We start from the raw sequence: 18,649 nt of genomic DNA on the forward strand, positions 1-18,649 counted from the left end.
GTTCAGGCGAAACGAGGAACCATGCCAGTCACCATCCAGCCACGCAGTACCTGGGCCGTGTACGTGAAGGACGAGGCGGAGCGGGCCAAGGCAGCCGCTCCGCCGGAAGCCGGGAGCCCGTGGGAGCCATACAAGGGCGGCGTGTTCATCCACTACAGAGGATCGTTCTTCTCCTTCGATCCCGACTCGGAGGAAGACTGCAAGAAGGACATCGCGGGCGTCTTCGAGGAAGATCTGGACGACGGCGAGAAGGACATCCAGTACAACTTCCTGATCTGCCCGCACGGCGTCGTCTACGAGGGCCGCGGCCTGGAACGGGGTGAGGCGAACGGAGGTGACGCCCCGGCGAGCGGCGACGTCCCCAAGGGCCACATCTGGGTCGACGGCTACGGCGCTGTCGGGCGGAACACCGCCTTCTACTCGATCTGCGCCCTGCTCGCCGAACCGGACTATCCCACCGACGAGATGCTGCGGTCGTACCGGGACCTCATCGCCTATCTGCGCAGCGAGGTCCCGAGCGACAGACGGGCCGGGCCGAACATCTTCCCGCACTCCAAGGGATACGACACCCAGTGCCCCGGCAATCTCACCATGTACGCGCAGCAGGGCTCGACGATCGACCCGTCCGTTCCGTGGAAGGGCCGCGGGGACATCTACGTCTACGCGGCCCAGAAGTGGGTGAACGCCGCCTACGCAGGGGTCGCTTCCGGGTACGTGAGATGTCCGGAGACCGGATACACGGGCTGGTCGACCGTTCTGTCCCTGACCCAGGGACTGCAACACGAACTCGGTATATCGCCCACCGTGCAGAGCTATGGACCGGGCACCTTCACCGCCGTGAAGAACCGCAACACGCTGCCCGGCCAGGAGTTCAACGCCAACATCGTCCGCATCTACAACAGCGCGCTGTGGTGCAAGGGCTACTGGACGTCGACCAAGCTCGGCATATGGAACAGCGACTCCGAGGACGCGCTCGCCCAGCTCTACGGTGACATCGGCCTGTCGTACACGAACCTGTCGCAGAAGTACGCCATGTGGCCCCACGTCTCCAAGGCGTTGCTGCGCATGGACCAGTTCCGTCTCGTGCGCGGCGGCGACATCAACATACGTGCCGTCCAGCACCGCCTCAACTCGCGCTATGTCGCGGGCATCGGCATACCCGCCATGGGGCTCGTCCCCTGCGACGGCATCTACTCCCGGGATGTCCAGCAGGGGTTCATGATGGCCATCCAGTACGAGATCGGCATCGCCCTCGCCTCCATCAACGGGTACTTCGGTCCGGGCACCCAGGCCGGGCTGAAGGGCAAGGGCTCCGCCGCGCTCACCGGCGACCTGCGTTATCTGTTCCGCGCCGCCTGCTACTTCAACTCGCCGACGATCCTGTCGAACGGCGCGCCGCTGATGTACAACCCGGACGACATCGGAACGGACGCCGAGACCAGTACGCACCTGACGTGGCTGCGGTCGTTCCAGGCGTTCTCGCAGATCCCGGTCACCGCCACCAACGACTACACGACCTGGGCCCAGCTCCTGGTGTCCTCCGGTGACACCTCGCGCCCCGCCACGGGCTGCGACTGCATCACCGAAATCACACCGGCACGCGCCCAAGCACTCAAGGCCGCGGGCTACCGGATCGTCGGCCGCTACCTCGACGAACACCTCCCCCCGAGCGATCCCTACTACCTCGGCAAGGCCCTCAAGCCCGGCGAGCCGCAGGTCATCTACGACGCCGGACTCAGACTCTTCCCGATCTTCCAGTACAACGGCACCCAACTCGGCAACTTCACCTACGACAAGGGGTACGACCAGGGCGCGAAGGCCCACGCCAAGGCCGTCGAGCACGGCATCGGGGCGGGCGCCTGCATCTACTTCGCCGTCGACTACGACGCCATGGATTCCGAGATCGACAGCAACGTTCTGCCGTACTTCAAAGGCGTCAGGGACGCCCTCGCCGCGCTGGGCAACCGCTACGACTACGGCGTCTACGGCTCCCGCAATGTCTGCATCCGCGTCTCGCACGAGGCCGATGCCCGCTGGTCGTTCGTGTCCGGGATGTCCTGGGGCTTCTCGGGAAACCTGGGCTATCCCCTGCCGGCGAACTGGTCGCTCAACCAGATACGGGAGTACGAGTTCCAGTCCGGCTGGGGCCTGGACCACAACGTCTGGCGCGACGGCGGCGACCCGGGGGTGTCCAGTGTCTCCTGACCCGCGCAACGGCCAACCCCGAGGAAGAGAAGCGAGGAAACCATCCATGATCACCAGACGTACCTTCATGGGAGCCGCCGCGGGCACCGGCCTGCTCGTCCTCGCGGACGGCGTCCTCGTCCCCGGATCGGCCGCGGCGGCACCGAGCGACCGTCGGTGGAGCCGCGACCGCTCCGCCAACGGCTGGCGCATCGACCTCGCCGCCATGGGCACCCACCGGATCCAGGGCACCACCGCCAAGGTCGCCCTGCACACCGCCGCGGCCGCGGTGCTGCTGCACGTCGCGCGCCGCTGGCACTACGAGATCGCCCCGCTGGACACGGGCGAAGGCGGCGGCGTCACCGGTCACACCACCAGCCGCGTCATCGGCGCCGACTTCGAGTCGAACCATCTGTCCGGCACGGCCATCGCTCTCCACCCCACCGCCTACCCCCTTGGCGGCAGCGAGCCACTGTGGCCCCACCAGGAAGCCGTCGTCCGCGACATCCTCGCGGACTGTGAAGGCACCGTGACCTGGGGCGCGGACCTCACCCCGGTCAAGGCCTCGCACTTCCACATCAACGCCGGGCCCGGCAGCCGCGCCCTGGCGAAGGTCGCCACCCGGCTGGACACCAGCCGGCACAGCGAGTTCCGGACCCAGACCGCCGGATCGGTCGCGGACCCGGCCACACTCGCCCGCCTCGCCAAGTCCCGCCGCGTTCAGCGCATCCGGACCCGCTGACCGCCGAGCGAGGGCGCGTGCGGTCATGGGCACGCACCCTCGCTCTGACACCCAGGCGGACCAAACCGCACCGCAGCCCCGCACGAGATCAACAAGAGCGATCGGCGCGCGGCCGGAACCCTGTCCATATTGATTCCTGATTTCAAGAAACATGGGTTCGTCGTCGGTGGCTCCCGTCCCCCTGGCCGCACGCAATGCAACGATGCGCTGGACACCGGAACAGGACCGGAACCAGACAGGAGCACCACTCGATGACCCACCTCGCGGACCCCGAGCGCTACAACGGCACGATGCGCTACCGGCGCACCGGACGCTCAGGACTCGACCTCCCCCTTCTGTCCCTGGGTTACTGGCACAACTTCGGTGACGACCGCCCCTTCGAGAGCCAGCGCGAGATCGCCCTGCGCGCCTTCGACCTGGGCATCACCCACCACGACCTCGCCAACAACTACGGTCCGCCGTACGGCTCCGCGGAGATCAACTTCGGCCGTCTGATGAAGCAGGACCTCGCGCCGTACCGGGACGAACTGGTGGTCTCCACCAAGGCCGGCTGGGACATGTGGCCCGGCCCGTACGGCCAGGGCGGGGGTTCGCGCAAGTACGTGCTGGCCTCGCTCGACCAGTCGTTGCGGCGGACGGGACTGGAGTACGTGGACATCTTCTACTCCCACCGGCTCGACACCAGCACCCCGCTGGAGGAGACGATGGGCGCGCTCGACACCGCGGTGCGCCAGGGCAAGGCGCTGTACGTCGGCATCTCGTCCTACGACACGGCGCGCTCCCGGGAGGCGGCCGCCATCCTCCGGGAGCTGGGCACGCCGCTGCTCATCCACCAGCCGTCGTACAGCATGCTCAACCGCTGGATCGAGACCGACGGCCTGCTTGACGCCGCCGAGCAGGAGGGATTCGGGGTCATCGGGTTCACCGCGCTGGCCCAGGGGCTGCTGACCGGGCGTTATCTCGACGGCATCCCGGCGGACTCGCGGGCCACGCAGGGCAAGTCGTTCGACGAGGGCTGGCTGTCGGACGACATGCTGCGCCGGCTGCGTGCGCTCAACGACATCGCGGCCGGGCGCGGGCAGAGCCTCGCCCAGCTGGCGCTCGCCTGGGCCCTGCGCGATCCGCGGGTGACCTCGCTGGTCATCGGCGCCTCGCGTCCCGAGCAACTGGAGCAGAACGTGGCCGCGTTGGAGAACCTCGACTTCAGCGACGAGGAGCTGGCCGAGATCGACAAATACGCCACCGACGGCGGCGTCGACCTGTGGCAGGACGCCCGGACCGGCAACCTCGGCTGAGCCGCGGGGGCCGGGGCGCCCTCGAACCGCTGCCGAGGACGGGCGGCCCGCACCGGTCGCCCGGCTTCCCCGTCCCACCCGTCAACGGCCGCTTTTGGTATGGACCTGACACGGCGCCGTCGCTAAGCTCTGCCCGACCCGAATGAGAGCGCTCTCAGCTTGCGGTTGTTCCACCCCACCTTGCTGGAACGACGAAGGGCAACTCCCGTGAGACGCACCAGACTCAAGTACGCAGGTCTCGCCGTACTCCTCGTGCTCGGCGGCTGGACCGCGGGCGGCACCGGGCCGGCCTCGGCGAACGACTCCGCCCCGGCGGCCGATGCCGTCGAACCCGCCTCCGCCGGACTGCTGCAGGCCATGCAGCGCGACCTCGGCCTGACGAAGCAGCAGGCGAAGGCGCGACTGGCCGCGGAACGCACCGCCATGAACCTCGCCCCGAAGGCGCGCAAGGCCGCCGGGGCGGTCTACGGCGGCTCGTGGTTCGACTCGAAGAGCGGGCGGCTGACCGTGGCCGTCACGCCGGACGCGCCGGAGGCGACCGTACGGAAGGTCCGGGCCACCGGAGCGGCGGTGCGCACCGTCGCGCACAGTGCGCGCGAACTCGACGCGGCCAAGGCCCGGATCGACCGGATGAACGCGCCTTCGGGTGTGAGCAGCTGGCACGTCGATCCGGCGGGCAGCACGGTCGTCGTGAACGTCGTACGCGACAAGCAGACTGACAACGATGTCCGCCGATTCGTCTCCCGCGCCCGGGCGGCCGGGCCGGTCACCGTCGATACGGTCGCCGCGGCCCCGAGCACGTTCGCGGCGGGAACGGTCGGCGGCGACCCGTACTACACGGGCAACGTCCGCTGCTCCATAGGCTTCTCGGTGCACGGCGGCTTCGTCACCGCCGGGCACTGCGGCCAGCCGGGGGGCACTGTCAGGGGCTGGGACGGCAGCCACATCGGTACGTTCCAGGGGTCCTCGTTCCCGGACAACGACTACGCCTGGGTGAGTGTCGGCAGCGGCTGGTGGACAGTACCCGTGGTCCTCGGCTGGGGCACGGTCCCGGACCGGCTCGTGCGCGGCTCGGCCGAGGCACCCGTCGGCAGCTCCATATGCCGCTCCGGCTCCACGACACACTGGCACTGCGGGAACGTGCTGGCCAAGAACGAGACGGTGAACTACAGCCAGGGCGCCGTGCACCAGATGAGCAAGACCAGCGTCTGCGCCGAGCCCGGCGACTCGGGCGGCTCCTTCATCAGCGGTGAACAGGCGCAGGGCGTCACCTCGGGCGGCTGGGGCAACTGCTCCGGTGGCGGGGAGACCTGGTTCCAGCCGGTCAACGAGATACTCAACCGCTACGGGCTGACCCTGCACACGGCCTGACGCGAGGGGGGAGGGGCGGTCCTGGCGGTGGCTGACCGGATCGCTCCTGCCCCGGCCGGGTGTCCGTCGCCGGCACCACCGCACCACCGAGGCGCCGGGGACACGGGCCCTGAGGCGGTGCAGCCGGTGAGCGTGCGGCAGGATGAGGGCCATGAGCGTAGTCAAGATCAACGTACTGACCGTCCCCGCCGAGCAGCGCGAGACGCTGGAGAAGCGGTTCGCCTCGCGGGCGCACGCCGTGGAGAACTCGGACGGGTTCGAGTGGTTCGAGCTCCTGCGTCCGGTGGAGGGCACCGACAGCTACCTCGTCTACACGCGCTGGCGTGACGAGGAGTCCTTCCAGGCCTGGATGGAGGGCCCGATGAAGTCGGCCCACCAGGGCGGCGGCACGGAGGGCGGCGAGCGTCCGAAGCCGGCGGCCAGCGGGTCCACGCTGTGGTCCTTCGAGGTCGTGCAGCAGGCGGCGCCGACGAAGTAGCAGCAGTGGCCGGAGCCGGCCCGGGGGTGCCTGCGGTACCCCCGGACCGGCCTGGATCCGACGGTCCCTCCCCTCTGTGGCGTGTCATTGACCACAAATGCCACTAAACATTAATAAATTGGACGTGGGATGTTCTAACAAAAGGCACAATGAAGGGCTTTGCCTATGCCGTCGGGGCTTCGCACACGTCCGAGATTCGCCCTCGCCACAGCCGTCGCCATAGTGACCGCAGCGGCCCTCGCCGGCCCCGCCCACGCCCAACCCGCCAAGGCCGTACCCCTGTTCGAGCAGCGGGTCATCTTCAAGGCCTCCCAGGATCCGGGTTACTCCTGCTTCCGGATCCCGGCGGTCGTGCGGACCACCCAGGGCACGCTCCTCGCCTTCGCCGAGGGCCGTCGGAACAACTGCGGTGACGCGGGGGACATCGACATCGTGCTGAAGCGCTCGACCGACGGCGGCCGCACCTGGGGACCCCTCCGGGTCGTCAGTGACGGTGGCGGCAACACCCACGGCAACCCGGCCCCGGTCGTGGACCAGCTGACCGGCCGCATCCTGCTCCCGCAGACACACAACCCGGCGAGTACGAACGGCAACAGCTGTTCCATCCCGTGCAACCGCACCCCCCACCTCCAGTACAGCGACAACGACGGCCGCACCTGGACCCGGCCGCGCAACCTGAGTGCCCAGATCAAACCCCCGAACTGGAACTCCTGGTACGCCACCGGCCCCGTCCACGGGATCCAGCTCACCCGCGGCGCCCACCCCGGCCGGCTGGTCTTCGGCGTCAACACCGAGACCTGGAACGGCAGCAGGGTCACCGCCAACCACGCGGCCCTCATCGTCAGCGACGACGGCGGCACCACCTGGCGAAGGGGCGCCACCGACACCTGGCCCATCGCCACCAACGGCACCTTCCGCCAGAAGCCGTCCGAGGTCACCCTCACCGAGCGCACCGACGGCGCCATCCTGGTCAGCGGCCGCGAGCAGGACGGCACCGATCTGGGCCACCGCACCCAGGCCTTCAGTCTCGACGGCGGCGACAGCTTCGTCAGCCGGTTCCGCGCCGCGCCGGACCTCTACACTCCGCAGGTCCAGGGCTCGACCCTGCAGCTGGGCGGCCGCCTGCTGCTGTCCTGTCCCGGCGATCCGGACCGCCGCCGGACGATGATGATCCGCTCCTCCTACGACGGCGGCAACACCTGGGAGAGCGTGGACCGCGGCACCGTCGTGTCCGAGGACTGGGCGGGTTACTCCGACCTGGTGCACATCGGCGGCGACGTGGTGGGGCTGATGTATGAGGGCGGTGCCGTCGACGCCCGCGACGAGATCCGCTTCGCCCGGTTCAACGAGGAGTGGCTCACACCGCGCCGCGGCCCCGACCCGACCACGGCCGACCTCGCCCCGTCCGCGTCGCGCGCGAGGGTACTCGGCGGCGCCTCGCCCACGGCCGGCGTGTTCGGTAACGCCCTGGCCTTCGACGGCGTCGACGACGCGGTGCGCCTGCCGTACCGCTCCCAACTCAAGCTCGGCACCGAGAGCTTCACCGCTTCCCTCTGGTTTCGCTACACCCGTCGGACGGGTGAGCAGCCGATGCTGTGGATGGGCGGCATCGGCGGCGGCCAGCCGCAGTTCTGGCTGCGTGGCGAACCGGCGAGCAACCGGGTGCGCGCCTTGATGACGGTGCGCAGCGGCGCGACGACCGTGCGGTCGGCTTCCGTGAGCACCACCGCCGCGCACAACGACGGACGGTGGCACCACCTCGCGCTGCGCCGCGGTGGCGGACGGCTCACCCTGTTCATCGACGGCAGGTCGATCAGCACGGCCGGCGTGTCCGGATCCGTCAGCCGCAACTCGCCGTTCGGCGTGCACATCGGGCAGCGCATGGACGGCCGGGCGTTCTTCACCGGCGCCATCGACGAGGTCCGTGTCTGGAACCGGGCCCTGACCGACGCCGAGCTCACCCGCGTACGCCAGACGAACACCGGCCCCTCCTCGAACACCACGCTGTGGCTGCCGATGAACCAGGTGACCGCGGGCGGCTGACGTCCGCACTCACCTGGGGCGAGGCCCGCGGCGCGTTCGGGACACCGCTGCCAGCACGAAGGTGACGCTGATCAGCAGGGACCAGGCGCCGATCTTCTCCACGCCCACAGGCTGCCAGCCGTGGAGCTGGTAGGGGTAGCGCCAGGCGCCCAGGTAGGTGGCGACGTTCTCGGCGACCCAGAGGAAGAAGCCGATCAGGACGAAGGACAGCGCCAGCGGCATCCGACGGGGGACGCCATGGACCGTGAAGCGGACCGTGGTGCCCAGGGTGACGGCCAGGAGCAGGGCGGCCAGCGGCCAGCGCGCGTCGGGCAGCCAGTGGTGGCTGAAGAAGTTGACGTAGATCGCCGCGGCCACGAGCGCTGTCGCGCGGGGGCGGTAGCGGACCAGTTCCAGATCGAAGAGGTGCCAGGCGCGGCAGACGTAGCTGCCCACCGCCGCGTAGAGGAACCCTCCGTACAGCGGGACGCCCGCGAACTTCAGCACGGCCGGTTCCGGGTAGCTCCATGAACCGAGGGACACCTTCACCAGCTCGAAGGCGAGGCCTATGACGTGGCAGAGGGTGATGACGGCGACGTCCCGGCCGTTCTCCCAGCCGCGCAGCCAGAACAGGAGGGTGAGCAGCACACCGTAGGCGACGAGCAGGTCGTAGCGGGCCACGGGGAGGCCGGGCAGCAGGGTGGACGCTGCCACGCCGGACATCAGCGCGATGGCGAAGGCGCAGGACCGGGTCTGCGTCCAGGCGAAGTCGAGCAGCTGGCGGACCGAGGAGGCCAGGGGGCCTGTGGTGATGGTGGTGAGCATGATGTCCTGAAGGACGAGCTCCCGGCCTGCTCGGTTGCCGCCGGTTCCCGGGCGTCAGTACCAGTTGGTGTTCGTCAGGGCGTGCCCGTCGCACGCCAGCAGGGCCCGTGAGACACGGCCGCTGAGGTTGCTGCCGATCTTGGTGTAGGCGTAGTTGATGCCCGAGTCGACGGTCTCCGAGACCCAGCCGTCGGCGCGGCCCGCCCCGGAGTTCGAGCGCTCCAGTACCGCGGCGCAGTTGGCGCGGGAGTTCTCGATCCGGGCGAAGGAGCCGCACTTGTCGGAGTAGAAGTACTTCAGGGCCATGCCCTCGAAGGTCTTCGTCGGCCCGACCTGGCGGAAGGTCCCGGAGCAGCCGCCGACGGTGGGGTACTGGCCCTCGAAGCCGTAGGCGCCGTAGTTGCCGCCCGAGAACGATGCGGCGTGCGCGCTGAGCGGGGTGAGCGCCAGCATCGCGGCGGCGCCTGAAGTGGCCAGCAGGGTCTGGAGCGATCGGCGGCGCATGCGAGCCTCTTTCCGGGTCGGTGGTGTCACGGTCGTACCGGCGGTGGCCGCCCTCCTCGGGACTCGCACCGCTTCGTCTTCAGGACCGTAGGGCGCGGCGCCCCGCGTGCGGTACCTGAGAAGTCTCAGGGTGCCTGTGACCTCGGGTTTCCCTAGAGTTCCGGGCATTGACCCACAGGAACAGGGGGAACCCGCCATGTCCACTCGTGTCTTCGCCCGGGCCGCACTCGTCGGTGCCGGTGCGCTCGCCCTTCTCGGGCCGCTCACCGCGGCGACCGCCGTCGCGGCCCCCGCCGCGGACCGGGGCGGTGCCCGCATCATGGCGGCGCCGTACGCCGTAGTGCCGTACGAGACGGTCAACGTCCGCTCCGGTCCGGCGCGCGCCTTCCCCACGGTCGGCAAGGTCGAGGCGAACCAGCCGCGCGGCGCGTACTGCTGGGAGCGCGGCGAGACCGTCAGCGACTACGGCATCACCAACAACGTGTGGGTCAAGCTCGCCGAGGGGTATGTGAGTGCGGTCTACCTCAAGGGCAACGAGTACGGCGATCTGCCCGCCTCGGCGAGCTGCTGACCGCCGGGGGGAGGACCGGCGCCGGGGAAAACCCTTTGCGGCCGTCCTCCCCTCCCCCGGACCCTGAGCCCCATGGCCTACGTCCTGCGCTCCGCCGACCGCGCCGACGCGGCCGTCATCACCGCACTGCTCAACGCCGTCGACCGGATCGAGATCGGGCGGCCCGAGACCGACGTGCAGACCGTCGAGGCCGATCTGAAGAACCCGGACATCGCTCTGGAGCACGACTCCTGGCTGGCCTACGACGGCGACCGGCTGGTGGCCTACGGACTGCTGTGGGACGAGTCCGGGGGTGAGCGCATCGACGTCGACCACTATGTGCTGCCCGAGCACCAGTGGGCCGGTGAGCTGGTGCTGGACGCGATGGCGGCCCGGGCGGCGGCCAAGGCCCGGGAGAACGGCGCGGCGAGGGCGGTGGTGCATCTGCACCTGAACGCCCGGCCCACGCTCGACACGCGGCTGATCGAGCGGCGGGGCTGGTACGTCGTACGCCGCTATCACGTGCTGCAACGCCTCCTGGACGCGGCCGAGGACCCGACTCCGACGGTTCCGTCCGGCGTATGGCTGCGGTCGTGTGCCGACGAGACGGACCGTGCGCGAGTGCATGCGCTGTATCAGGCGAGCTTCGCCGCGCACTTCGACTTCCAGCCGCGTACCTACGAGCAGTGGCTGCGGGATGTCGACGCCGAGACGCTCGACTGGTCGCTGGTGTGGGTCGTCGGCACCGAGGAGTCGGGGGACGTCGGGTTCCTCCTCGCCCGGGACGACCGGGAGGCCATGGGCTGGATCCGGAGCATCGGGGTGCTGCGGGAGGCCCGTGGCCGGGGTCTCGGGGGCCTGCTGCTGCGGCACGCGTTCGCCGCGTTCGCCGCGCGCGGGCGGGAGACGGTGGGGCTCGGCGTGGACACCGCCAACGCCACGGGGGCTCCCGCCCTCTACGCACGGCACGGGCTGACCGTCCACTACGCCGTGGACACCTGGGAGACGGTGCTGACCTGACCGCCGGGGTCGACATTCGCCTGCACGGGTGAACCCCAGGGCGGTGAGGAGTGCGTCCGGGGCGACGAGGCCGGTCGTGCCCGTGGTGGCGGTGAGGACGCCGAACACGGCCATGGTCCAGCCGGATGCCGAGCGGGGCCGGCGTTGCACCAAGTCCTCCCTGATGTAAGGGAGTTGGGGTTCCCGAGCCATTGCGTGCCGTGCGGGTCCGGTGTGGAGGAGGCCGGGCCCCGCGGCCGGTGGGCGAGGGCGTCCGGGGCCGGCTCGGAAGGCACTCGGCGGGCCGGAAAACACTTGGACTGCGCTGTCGTCGTCGCGGGACACTTCCGCACTCGAACCAAACTCACACGGCCGTTGCGGCGCTGCCTCCTGCCCTCGGGCAGGTCTGGCGTGCTGCCGCAGGAGAAACACAGGGTTGGGATGAGTACGCCTCCATCGCGCAGGGTTCTGCCGGGCAAACGCTCGGTACTTCTCGCACTTCGCTACTACGGACGGGAGTTGGCCCGGCTGCGCCGGCTGACGGTACCCACGATGCTGCTCTCGGCGGTGGGCAACATCGGAATCAACTACATCGCACCGCTGATGGTCGCCAAGCTGGTCGGTGACCTCGCCGACGACAAGGACATCACCCTCGCCTCGACACTGCCGTACGTCCTCGGGTTCGTCGGTGTCCTGCTGTTCGCCGAGGCGCTGTGGCGGATCGCGCTGCACTGCCTGAACCGCCTCGACGCCCTCGGCATCGAGCATCTGTACGTCATCGGGATGGACGAACTGTTCGCCAAGGACGCCGCGTTCTTCCACGACAACTTCGCCGGATCGCTGACCAAGCGCGTCCTGAGCTTCGCCACCCGCTTCGAGCAGTTCGTCGACACGCTGACCTTCCAGATCGTGGGCAGTTTCGTGCCGCTGGTGTTCGGGGCAGTGGTGCTGTGGCGCTACGAACCGCTGCTCGTGGTCGGGCTGCTCACCATGATCCTCGTGACGGCGGTGTGCGTGGTGCCCCTCATCCGGCGCCGCCAGGCCCTCGTCGACGAGCGTGAGGAGGCGATCGCCCGGGTGTCGGGCCATGTCGCCGACAGCCTCATGAACATGGACACGGTACGGGCGTTCGCCGCCGAGGGACGCGAGGCCGCCGAGCACCGCACCCGCGTCGCGGACTCGCGGCGGCTCATGCTCAGATCGTGGGACTACGGCAATCTGCGCATCGACACCCTGGTCGCGCCGATGTCGGTGCTGACCAACGCGCTGGGGCTGCTGCTCGCGGTCACGCTCGGCGGGGGCGCGCACGGCGTGGAGGCGACCGTGGTCGCCTTCACCTACTACTCCAACGCGACGCGGATCATGTTCGAGTTCAACCAGATCTACCGCCGGCTGGAGAACTCGATGACGGAGGCCGCCCAGTTCACCGAACTGCTGCTGACGCCGCCCACCGTGCTCGATCCGCCGACGCCGGAGCCGTTGCCGCCGGGGGCCGCCCATGTCCGCTTCGAGCAGGTGGCCTTCGCCCACTCCGGTGGCCGGCCGCTGTTCGAGGGCCTCGACCTGGATGTGCCGGCCGGGTCGCGGATCGGCCTCGTGGGGCGGTCCGGCGGCGGCAAGACCACCCTCACCCGGCTGCTGCTGCGGATGACGGACATCGACTCGGGCCGGATCCTGGTCGGCGGTCGGGACATCAGCCGGCTGCGCCAGGCCGATCTGCGCAGTCTGATGGCCTATGTGCCGCAGGACCCGGCGATGTTCCACCGCACGCTGCGCGACAACATCGCGTTCGCCAGGCCGGACGCCACCGACGCCGAGATCCGGCGCGCGGCCGAGGCGGCGCACGTCACGGAGTTCGCGGACGCGCTGCCGCACGGCTTCGACACCATGGTGGGCGAGCGCGGCATCAAGCTGTCCGGCGGTCAGCGTCAGCGGGTCGCCCTCGCCCGGGCGATCCTGCGGGACGCGCCGATCCTGCTGCTCGACGAGGCGACCAGCGCGCTGGACTCGGAGAGCGAGATCCTCGTGCAGGAGGCACTGTGGCGGCTGATGGACGGGCGGACGGCGCTGGTGGTGGCGCACCGGCTGAGCACGGTGGCCACCATGGACCGGCTGGTCGTCCTGGACCGCGGACGGATCGTGGAGCAGGGCAGCCATGACGAACTGCTCGCGGCGGAGGGCGCGTACGCGAAGCTGTGGCAGCACCAGTCGGGTGGCTTCCTCAACGACAGCCCTGCTGGGGCCGAGGTGACCTGAACCTCGGGCGGGCCGGCGGCGGAGGCATTCCGTCGCCGGGCCGCCCGTGGGGGACGGTCGTTACCGGTGTGCCGCGCGGCGGCGGCGTACGAGCAGGACGGCGCCCGTGCCGATGCCGACGGCCGCTGCCGCCGCGCCCGCGACGGGCAGGGTGGAGCCGGAACCGGTGCTCGCCAGGTCGCCGGAGACGGTGGTCGAACCCGTGGAACCGGTCGTCGAGTCGCCGGTCGTGGAGGTCCCGCCGGTCGCGGAACCGCCGCCGGAGGAGTCGCCGGTGGAGCCGGAGCCGCCCGTGGTGCCCGCACCGCCGGTGGAGCCGGAGCCACCGGTGGAGCCCGTCGAGCCGCTGCCGCCGGTCGAGCCGCCGCCGGTGACATCAAGCGTGATGTCGGCCTTGTCGTTGGCCTTGTTGTCGTCGAACGGCCGGGACTTCGCTTCGAGTGCCACCGAGCCCTTGGCTCCCTGCACCGCCTTGTCGATCTTCAGCTTGAAGGTGTAGGTCTCGCCCTCGCCCTCGTTGACCCAGGCCTGGCTGATGCCGCACTCGTAGGTTCCCGAGGACTGTTTGTCGCAGTAGCCGTTGCCCTTGGTCACCGACGTGCCCGCGGGCATCTTGATCAGCACGTGGGTCAGCGGAATACCGACCGTCCCGTTGTAGACCCAACCCGGCCCGGCATTGGTGAACTTGAGCTTCAGATCCACGGTGTCTCCGACACGGCCCTTCAGCCGGTCGCCCGTCACCAGGAAGTCGGCGGTGTTCGCGGCGGTCACCTTCACCGTCTGCGCGTCCCAGTCCTCGTGCTCCGCGGAGCCGGGGGCAGCCGGGGTGGCGTCGGGCCGCTCGACCAGTTTCAGCGCGGGGCCGGTTCCCTGGACGGGGCCCGAAGAGGCCTCGTCCCCGGGGGCGTTGTCGTTGGCGGTCACCGCGACCCGGACGGTGTCGTACAGCGCGCTGTCCAGCGCGTCGACCCGCATATCGCTTTCGGCCGCGTAGACGACGCCGGGCTTCACGGTCTGGTCGAACTTGCAGACCGCCTGTGTGCTGACCGGGATCTCGTCGAATCCCCAGATCTTCCAGGCGGTGCAGTTGGAGGGCAGGTCGGTGTGGTTCAGCCCGTGGCTGACCGTGTAGGACAGCCACACCTTGTCGAGGGCCTCGGTGCCCGTGTTGGTGAAGGTCGCGGGCACCTCGAAGGTGCTGCCGGGCTTCACCCCCTCGAACGGGGCCATCTCGCCCAGCACCAGTCCGGGGGCGGTGTCCGCGGCGACGGCGGGCGTGGCGCCCAGCGAGATCAGGGCGACCGCGCCGATCGCGCCGGCGGTCTGTCGGAACAGGCGGTGGCCGGGAGCGGTGTGGGGCATGAGGTCCTCTGGTTAAGCGACGGTGACGGATGGATGAGCTGTGGGGGAACGCGAGTTCCCGTACAGCAGACGTCCGCCGTGGCCCAAGGGTTGTACGGGGCGCCGTCCTTTTCCGAATGTCCGTCAGTTCCGCCGGTTGGGGCCCGTCATGGGGAGAGTCCGGCCTGGGCGCAGGCGGGCCGGAGCTTGTGGGTGCAGATCTGGTCGATCGTGTAGACGCCGTGGTCGACGAGTGTCCGCCTGATGTCGCCGACCGTCACCGTTCTCGGAGTGAGCAGTACGGCCGGGATGTCCTTGTTGGTGGCGCTGTCCACCGTCGTCGTGGCCGCGTCCCGGACGTCCTCGCCACGCCCCAGGGCGACGGCCATGTTGGCGACCGCGGCGGCCTGCTCCGTGAACGGCTTGTACACCGTCATGTACTGCTCGCCCTTGACGATGCGCTGCACGGCGTCGAGATCGGCGTCCTGGCCGGTGACGGGCGGAAGCCGGCGGACACCGGCCGACTTGAGTGCGGAGATGGCTCCCTCGGCGATGGAGTCGTTGGCCGCCAGGACGCCGCCGATCCGGTCCGAGCCCAGGGCCGCGATCGCGGCGGACATGTTGGCGTGGGCGTTGTCGCTGCTCCAGGCCGCGGTGTCGTACGACCTGGCGATCTTCAGCTTGCCCGTGATGACGGACAGCGCGCCCCTGCGGAACCACGCCGCGTTGGCGCTGGTCGGGTCGCCGTTCATCATGACGATGTTCCCGCCGCCCCCCATGGCCCTCAGCAGTGCCTCGCCCTGGAGTCTGCCGATCTGCGCGCCGTCGAAGCTCACGAAGCCCGAGATCGGCCCTTCGGCCAGCCGGTCGTAGGCGACGACCGAGGCGCCCGCCTGGCGTGCCTCCTGGATGGAGGAGCGCATCGCCTTGCTGTCGGCGGGATTGAGGATCAGGACGCTCACCCCCTTGGTGATCATGGAGATCATCTGCTGCCGTTGCCTGACCACGTCGCCGTCGGCGTTGGCGTACCGCACCGTGCAGCGGGGGCACAGCTCCTTCAGCCGCCGCTCTATCAGCGGCTTGTCCCACTTCTCCCAGCGAGGGGTCACCCGGTTCGGGAAGAGCAGGCCGATGGTGAAACTGTCCTTGTCCGCCGCGTCGTCCTCCCCGCAGGCGGCCAGGGTCATCGTCATGAGTCCGGCGACGATGGCCGCCGCGACCTGCCGGGTGCGGTTACGGGTCCGGGTCCGGGTCCTCATGGCAGGCCCCCTCGTTGCCTTCGGGGCTCCGCGTCCGCGGCGGCCGGTTCTGGTCGGGGCACGCGGATCTCGCTCCACACCTGCTTGCCGCCGGCCACCGGGACCGAGCCGAAGGAGTCCGACATCGCCTCGACCAGGAGCAGGCCCCGGCCGCCGGTCGACTCCCAGTCGACGATCACCGGTTTGGCGGGGGCCCGCGGCGAGGCGTCGCTCACGCTGACGCGTACCCGGTCCCCGCGCAGGATCAGGTCGAGGCGGACCGGTCCCTGGGTGTGCACCAGGGCGTTGGTGACGAGTTCGGAGACGACGAGCAGCACTCCGTCGGCCGCTGCCTCGACCTTCCATCCGCGCAGGGTGCGCGCGGTGAAGCGGCGGGCGTGCATGACGGCGTCGGGCAGCCGCCACACCACCCAGCCGGCCCGGATCGGCCGGGCCGTCATGCCGTCGTAGCGCAGCAGCAACAAGGCGACGTCGTCCTCGCGGCGGCCCTCGTCGCCGAGCAGGGCGTCGGCCATCCGCCCGGTGTCGGCCGGGTCGGCCGCGGCGAGCGCGACGCGGGTCCGGTCCATGCCCTCGTCCAGGGGCAGGTCGGCGGCTTCGACGAGGCCGTCGGTGACGAGGGCGAGCACCGTGCCGGGGGTCAGCGCGACCGCGGTCATGGGGAACTCCGCCTCGGCGAGCACGCCCAGCGGGAGCCCTCCTTCGACCTCGACCTCCTCGGTGGTGCCGTCGGGGTGGCGGACCAGCGGGGCGAGGTGCCCGGCCCGGACGAAGAGGGCGTTGCCCTCCTCCATGTCCAGTTCGACATAGCAGCAGGTGGCGAAGAGGTCGGTCTCCATGCCGACGAGCAGCCGGTTGGCGTGGGAGACGACCACGTCGGGCGGGTGGCCCTCCACGGCGTACGCCCTGACCGCGGTGCGCATCTGGCCCATGATCGTCGCGGCTCCGGCACTGTGTCCCTGTACGTCTCCGATGACCAGGGCCACCCGGTCCTCGGAGATGACGATGACGTCGTACCAGTCGCCGCCGACCTGGAGTCCGCGCCGGGCGGGCAGATAGCGGGCGACGGCCTTCCCGCCGGGCAGTTCGGGCAGGCGCCGGGGCAGCAGGCTGCGCTGGAGCATCGTCGCGAGCTCCTGCTCGGCGTCGTAGGCGTGCGCCCGCTCCAGGGCCTGCCCGATCAGTGCGGCGGTCGCGGTCAGCACGGACCGCTCCTCGGCGGCGAACTCGTGCGGCTGGTCCCAGCCGACCAGGCACACGCCGACGATCCCGCCCTTGGCGGGCAGCGGCAGGACGGCGAGGCCGCCGGCGCCGATGCCCGCGAGGCCCGGTTCGAGGGGGGTACCGGCGGGCCACAGATCCATCCGGCCGTCCCGCAGGGCCAGTTGGAGGGTGGGCAGGGCGCGCACCGAGGCGTCGGGCCACTCCGAGCGCCACTCGGCACTCCAGGTCTGCGGCCAGGCGGCGGGGGTCGGCGGGTCGAGCACGATGACCACCAGCCGGTCCTCGCGCAGCTCGGCGAGTGCCACGCGGTCGGCGGCCAGCGGTTCGCGCAGTGCGGTGACGACCACGCGGCCGACGTCCTCGACGGTCGTGGCGTCGTCGAGCGCGGCGGTCAGCCACTGGATCCGGGAGACGTCGTCGGCGCTGCGGCGCTGCACCGAGGTCGCCGTCACCACGCCCAGCAGTTGCTGCGGCCGGTCGTCGGAGCGCGCCGCCACCCGGCATCTCAGGGTCAGCCAGCGCACCTCGCCGGTGGGGTGGCGGACCCGGAACTCCAGCTCCCGGCGGGCGAACGCGGGGATGGACGGCTCCAGGACCGACATCAGCGCGTGCATGTCCTCCGGGAGGGCGTTGGCGAGCAGGGTGTCCGCCTTGCCGTCGAAGTCGTCGGGCGTGATGCCGACCAGTTCGAGCAGCATGTCGTCCGCGTCGATCACGCCGGTGTCCGGCTCCAGGACGAAGGAGCCGACGCGCAGTGTGCGCAGGGCGAGGCCGAGCAGCGAGGGCGCGGCGGGCCGGTCGGGTCCGGCCCGCAGGAGGGCGGCGACCGCCTCGGCGTACCGCTCCAGAAAGCGCTGCTGCTCGGTCTCGAATCCGTCGGCGGAGGCCCCCACGACCACGAGGCAGCCCAGCCGTCCGCCCTCCGCGCCGAGGGGCAGCGCGCCGAGTGACAGCTGTGCCGCCGCCGCTGCCGTGCCGCCCTCGTAGGCGGCGAGGGCCGCGGGGTTCAGCCACAGCGGCCGGCCGGTGCGGTAGGCCTGCGCCGCGGGTGAGCCGCCGGGCAGGGGCAGGTGCTCCGGCAGGGCGTACGGGGTGACGGTGTGCCCGGGCCGGGAAAGGGCGTGTCCGGGCCGGGAGACGGGGTGTGCGGGCGGGGACACGGAGAGACCGGGCTGGGAGGCGGAAAGTCCGGGCGGGGGCGCGGGGCGTCCGGGCGGGGGCGTGGGAAGTCCGGCCGTCTCCAGCAAGCGGAGTTCCTGCTCCCCGGCGCCGGGCACGTAGACAGCCGCCAGCGCCACTCCGGCGAACGCCAGGGCGCGCTCCCCCGGGGCGACGGCCTCGCGCTCCGGAGGCGGTGAACCGGTGCCCGCAGCCCCGGCCTCCGATGCCCGTAGCTGCGAGACGCCGGCCCGGGCACGGCCGTCATGAGGCATGTCCGCACCTTCCTCCTGCCCCAGGCCACAGGTGCCGACAGACTGAGATCGGGGCGCTCAGCTACCAGCGTCTCACATGCGGGCAAAGTGGACAGATCCTTTGACGTGCGGACGCGTTCGCAGTTCATCGCGGCCGGTGCCACACTTGCGGCATAGTCGATATCAC

14 protein-coding genes are annotated in these 18,649 nt (G+C 70.5%); 9 read left to right on the forward strand and 5 right to left on the reverse strand.

What is annotated here, in order from left to right; translation table 11 throughout:
* The first annotated feature begins 21 nt into the window (after positions 1-21).
* The 6 genes from ACFWYS_RS15010 to ACFWYS_RS15035 all read left to right on the forward strand — a co-directional run bounded on the left by ACFWYS_RS15010 (position 22) and on the right by ACFWYS_RS15035 (position 8,113).
* On the forward strand, positions 22-2,205 hold the full coding sequence (locus tag ACFWYS_RS15010; protein WP_384767644.1) for a glycoside hydrolase domain-containing protein: 2,184 nt from the start codon (positions 22-24) through the stop codon (positions 2,203-2,205).
* A gap of 46 nt (positions 2,206-2,251) precedes the next feature.
* Positions 2,252-2,926, forward strand: coding sequence for a hypothetical protein (locus tag ACFWYS_RS15015; RefSeq protein WP_384767647.1), 675 nt, complete (start codon positions 2,252-2,254; stop codon positions 2,924-2,926).
* Positions 2,927-3,177: 251 nt separating this feature from the next.
* Positions 3,178-4,221 carry an L-glyceraldehyde 3-phosphate reductase gene (mgrA, locus tag ACFWYS_RS15020; protein WP_384767649.1) on the forward strand — a complete coding sequence of 348 codons (1,044 nt, stop codon included), beginning with the start codon at positions 3,178-3,180 and terminating at the stop codon, positions 4,219-4,221.
* A 207-nt stretch (positions 4,222-4,428) separates the two neighbouring features.
* A complete protein-coding gene (locus ACFWYS_RS15025; protein ID WP_384767652.1) occupies positions 4,429-5,592 on the forward strand; it encodes a trypsin-like serine protease in 1,164 nt (387 codons plus the stop codon).
* 151 nt (positions 5,593-5,743) lie between these two features.
* The gene (locus ACFWYS_RS15030) at positions 5,744-6,070 is read left to right on the forward strand and encodes an antibiotic biosynthesis monooxygenase family protein (protein WP_384767655.1); all 327 of its coding nucleotides are present in this window, start codon (positions 5,744-5,746) and stop codon (positions 6,068-6,070) included.
* Positions 6,071-6,235: 165 nt separating this feature from the next.
* On the forward strand, positions 6,236-8,113 hold the full coding sequence (locus ACFWYS_RS15035) for a LamG-like jellyroll fold domain-containing protein (RefSeq protein ID WP_384767658.1): 1,878 nt from the start codon (positions 6,236-6,238) through the stop codon (positions 8,111-8,113).
* Between the two features lie 9 nt (positions 8,114-8,122).
* On the opposite strand, the gene ACFWYS_RS15040 is transcribed toward ACFWYS_RS15035, so the two are convergent.
* Together ACFWYS_RS15040 and ACFWYS_RS15045 are read right to left on the reverse strand one after the other, a co-directional pair.
* Positions 8,123-8,917, reverse strand: coding sequence for a DUF817 domain-containing protein (locus ACFWYS_RS15040; RefSeq protein ID WP_384767660.1), 795 nt, complete (start codon positions 8,915-8,917; stop codon positions 8,123-8,125).
* A gap of 54 nt (positions 8,918-8,971) precedes the next feature.
* On the reverse strand, positions 8,972-9,421 hold the full coding sequence (locus ACFWYS_RS15045) for a hypothetical protein (RefSeq protein WP_384767663.1): 450 nt from the start codon (positions 9,419-9,421) through the stop codon (positions 8,972-8,974).
* Positions 9,422-9,617: 196 nt separating this feature from the next.
* On the opposite strand from ACFWYS_RS15045, the gene ACFWYS_RS15050 reads away from it, so the two are divergent.
* The 3 genes from ACFWYS_RS15050 (at position 9,618) to ACFWYS_RS15060 (ending at position 13,226) form a co-directional block, all read left to right on the forward strand.
* Positions 9,618-9,992 carry an SH3 domain-containing protein gene (locus ACFWYS_RS15050; RefSeq protein ID WP_384767666.1) on the forward strand — a complete coding sequence of 125 codons (375 nt, stop codon included), beginning with the start codon at positions 9,618-9,620 and terminating at the stop codon, positions 9,990-9,992.
* Between the two features lie 72 nt (positions 9,993-10,064).
* Positions 10,065-10,991, forward strand: coding sequence for a GNAT family N-acetyltransferase (locus tag ACFWYS_RS15055; protein WP_384767669.1), 927 nt, complete (start codon positions 10,065-10,067; stop codon positions 10,989-10,991).
* Between the two features lie 420 nt (positions 10,992-11,411).
* Entirely contained in the window at positions 11,412-13,226 is a 1,815-nt protein-coding gene (locus ACFWYS_RS15060) for an ABC transporter ATP-binding protein (RefSeq protein WP_384767672.1), read from the forward strand.
* A gap of 60 nt (positions 13,227-13,286) precedes the next feature.
* On the opposite strand, the gene ACFWYS_RS15065 is transcribed toward ACFWYS_RS15060, so the two are convergent.
* The 3 genes from ACFWYS_RS15065 to ACFWYS_RS15075 form a co-directional block, all read right to left on the reverse strand.
* Positions 13,287-14,588: a hypothetical protein gene (locus ACFWYS_RS15065; RefSeq protein ID WP_384767675.1), complete on the reverse strand. Its 1,302-nt coding sequence runs from the start codon at positions 14,586-14,588 to the stop codon at positions 13,287-13,289.
* A 146-nt stretch (positions 14,589-14,734) separates the two neighbouring features.
* Positions 14,735-15,826: a sugar ABC transporter substrate-binding protein gene (locus tag ACFWYS_RS15070; RefSeq protein ID WP_384767678.1), complete on the reverse strand. Its 1,092-nt coding sequence runs from the start codon at positions 15,824-15,826 to the stop codon at positions 14,735-14,737.
* Positions 15,823-18,483 carry a SpoIIE family protein phosphatase gene (locus ACFWYS_RS15075; RefSeq protein WP_384767681.1) on the reverse strand — a complete coding sequence of 887 codons (2,661 nt, stop codon included), beginning with the start codon at positions 18,481-18,483 and terminating at the stop codon, positions 15,823-15,825. Before ACFWYS_RS15075 ends, ACFWYS_RS15070 begins: the two co-directional genes overlap by 4 nt.
* Positions 18,484-18,649: the final 166 nt, after the last annotated feature.

It is taken from the genome of Streptomyces sp. NPDC059010 (genome assembly GCF_042740355.1).
GTDB lineage: Bacteria > Actinomycetota > Actinomycetes > Streptomycetales > Streptomycetaceae > Streptomyces.

Excerpts from the sequence above, each read along its gene's own strand:
- ACFWYS_RS15010 (WP_384767644.1), top strand. The coding sequence starts at position 22 with ATGCCAGTCACCATCCAGCCACGCAGTACCTGGGCCGTGTACGTGAAG.
- ACFWYS_RS15015 (WP_384767647.1), top strand. The coding sequence starts at position 2,252 with ATGATCACCAGACGTACCTTCATGGGAGCCGCCGCGGGCACCGGCCTG.
- mgrA (WP_384767649.1), top strand. The coding sequence starts at position 3,178 with ATGACCCACCTCGCGGACCCCGAGCGCTACAACGGCACGATGCGCTAC.
- ACFWYS_RS15030 (WP_384767655.1), top strand. The coding sequence starts at position 5,744 with ATGAGCGTAGTCAAGATCAACGTACTGACCGTCCCCGCCGAGCAGCGC.
- ACFWYS_RS15035 (WP_384767658.1), top strand. The coding sequence starts at position 6,236 with ATGCCGTCGGGGCTTCGCACACGTCCGAGATTCGCCCTCGCCACAGCC.
- ACFWYS_RS15040 (WP_384767660.1), bottom strand. The coding sequence starts at position 8,917 with ATGCTCACCACCATCACCACAGGCCCCCTGGCCTCCTCGGTCCGCCAG.
- ACFWYS_RS15045 (WP_384767663.1), bottom strand. The coding sequence starts at position 9,421 with ATGCGCCGCCGATCGCTCCAGACCCTGCTGGCCACTTCAGGCGCCGCC.
- ACFWYS_RS15050 (WP_384767666.1), top strand. The coding sequence starts at position 9,618 with ATGTCCACTCGTGTCTTCGCCCGGGCCGCACTCGTCGGTGCCGGTGCG.
- ACFWYS_RS15055 (WP_384767669.1), top strand. The coding sequence starts at position 10,065 with ATGGCCTACGTCCTGCGCTCCGCCGACCGCGCCGACGCGGCCGTCATC.
- ACFWYS_RS15060 (WP_384767672.1), top strand. The coding sequence starts at position 11,412 with ATGAGTACGCCTCCATCGCGCAGGGTTCTGCCGGGCAAACGCTCGGTA.
- ACFWYS_RS15065 (WP_384767675.1), bottom strand. The coding sequence starts at position 14,588 with ATGCCCCACACCGCTCCCGGCCACCGCCTGTTCCGACAGACCGCCGGC.
- ACFWYS_RS15070 (WP_384767678.1), bottom strand. The coding sequence starts at position 15,826 with ATGAGGACCCGGACCCGGACCCGTAACCGCACCCGGCAGGTCGCGGCG.
- ACFWYS_RS15075 (WP_384767681.1), bottom strand. The coding sequence starts at position 18,483 with ATGCCTCATGACGGCCGTGCCCGGGCCGGCGTCTCGCAGCTACGGGCA.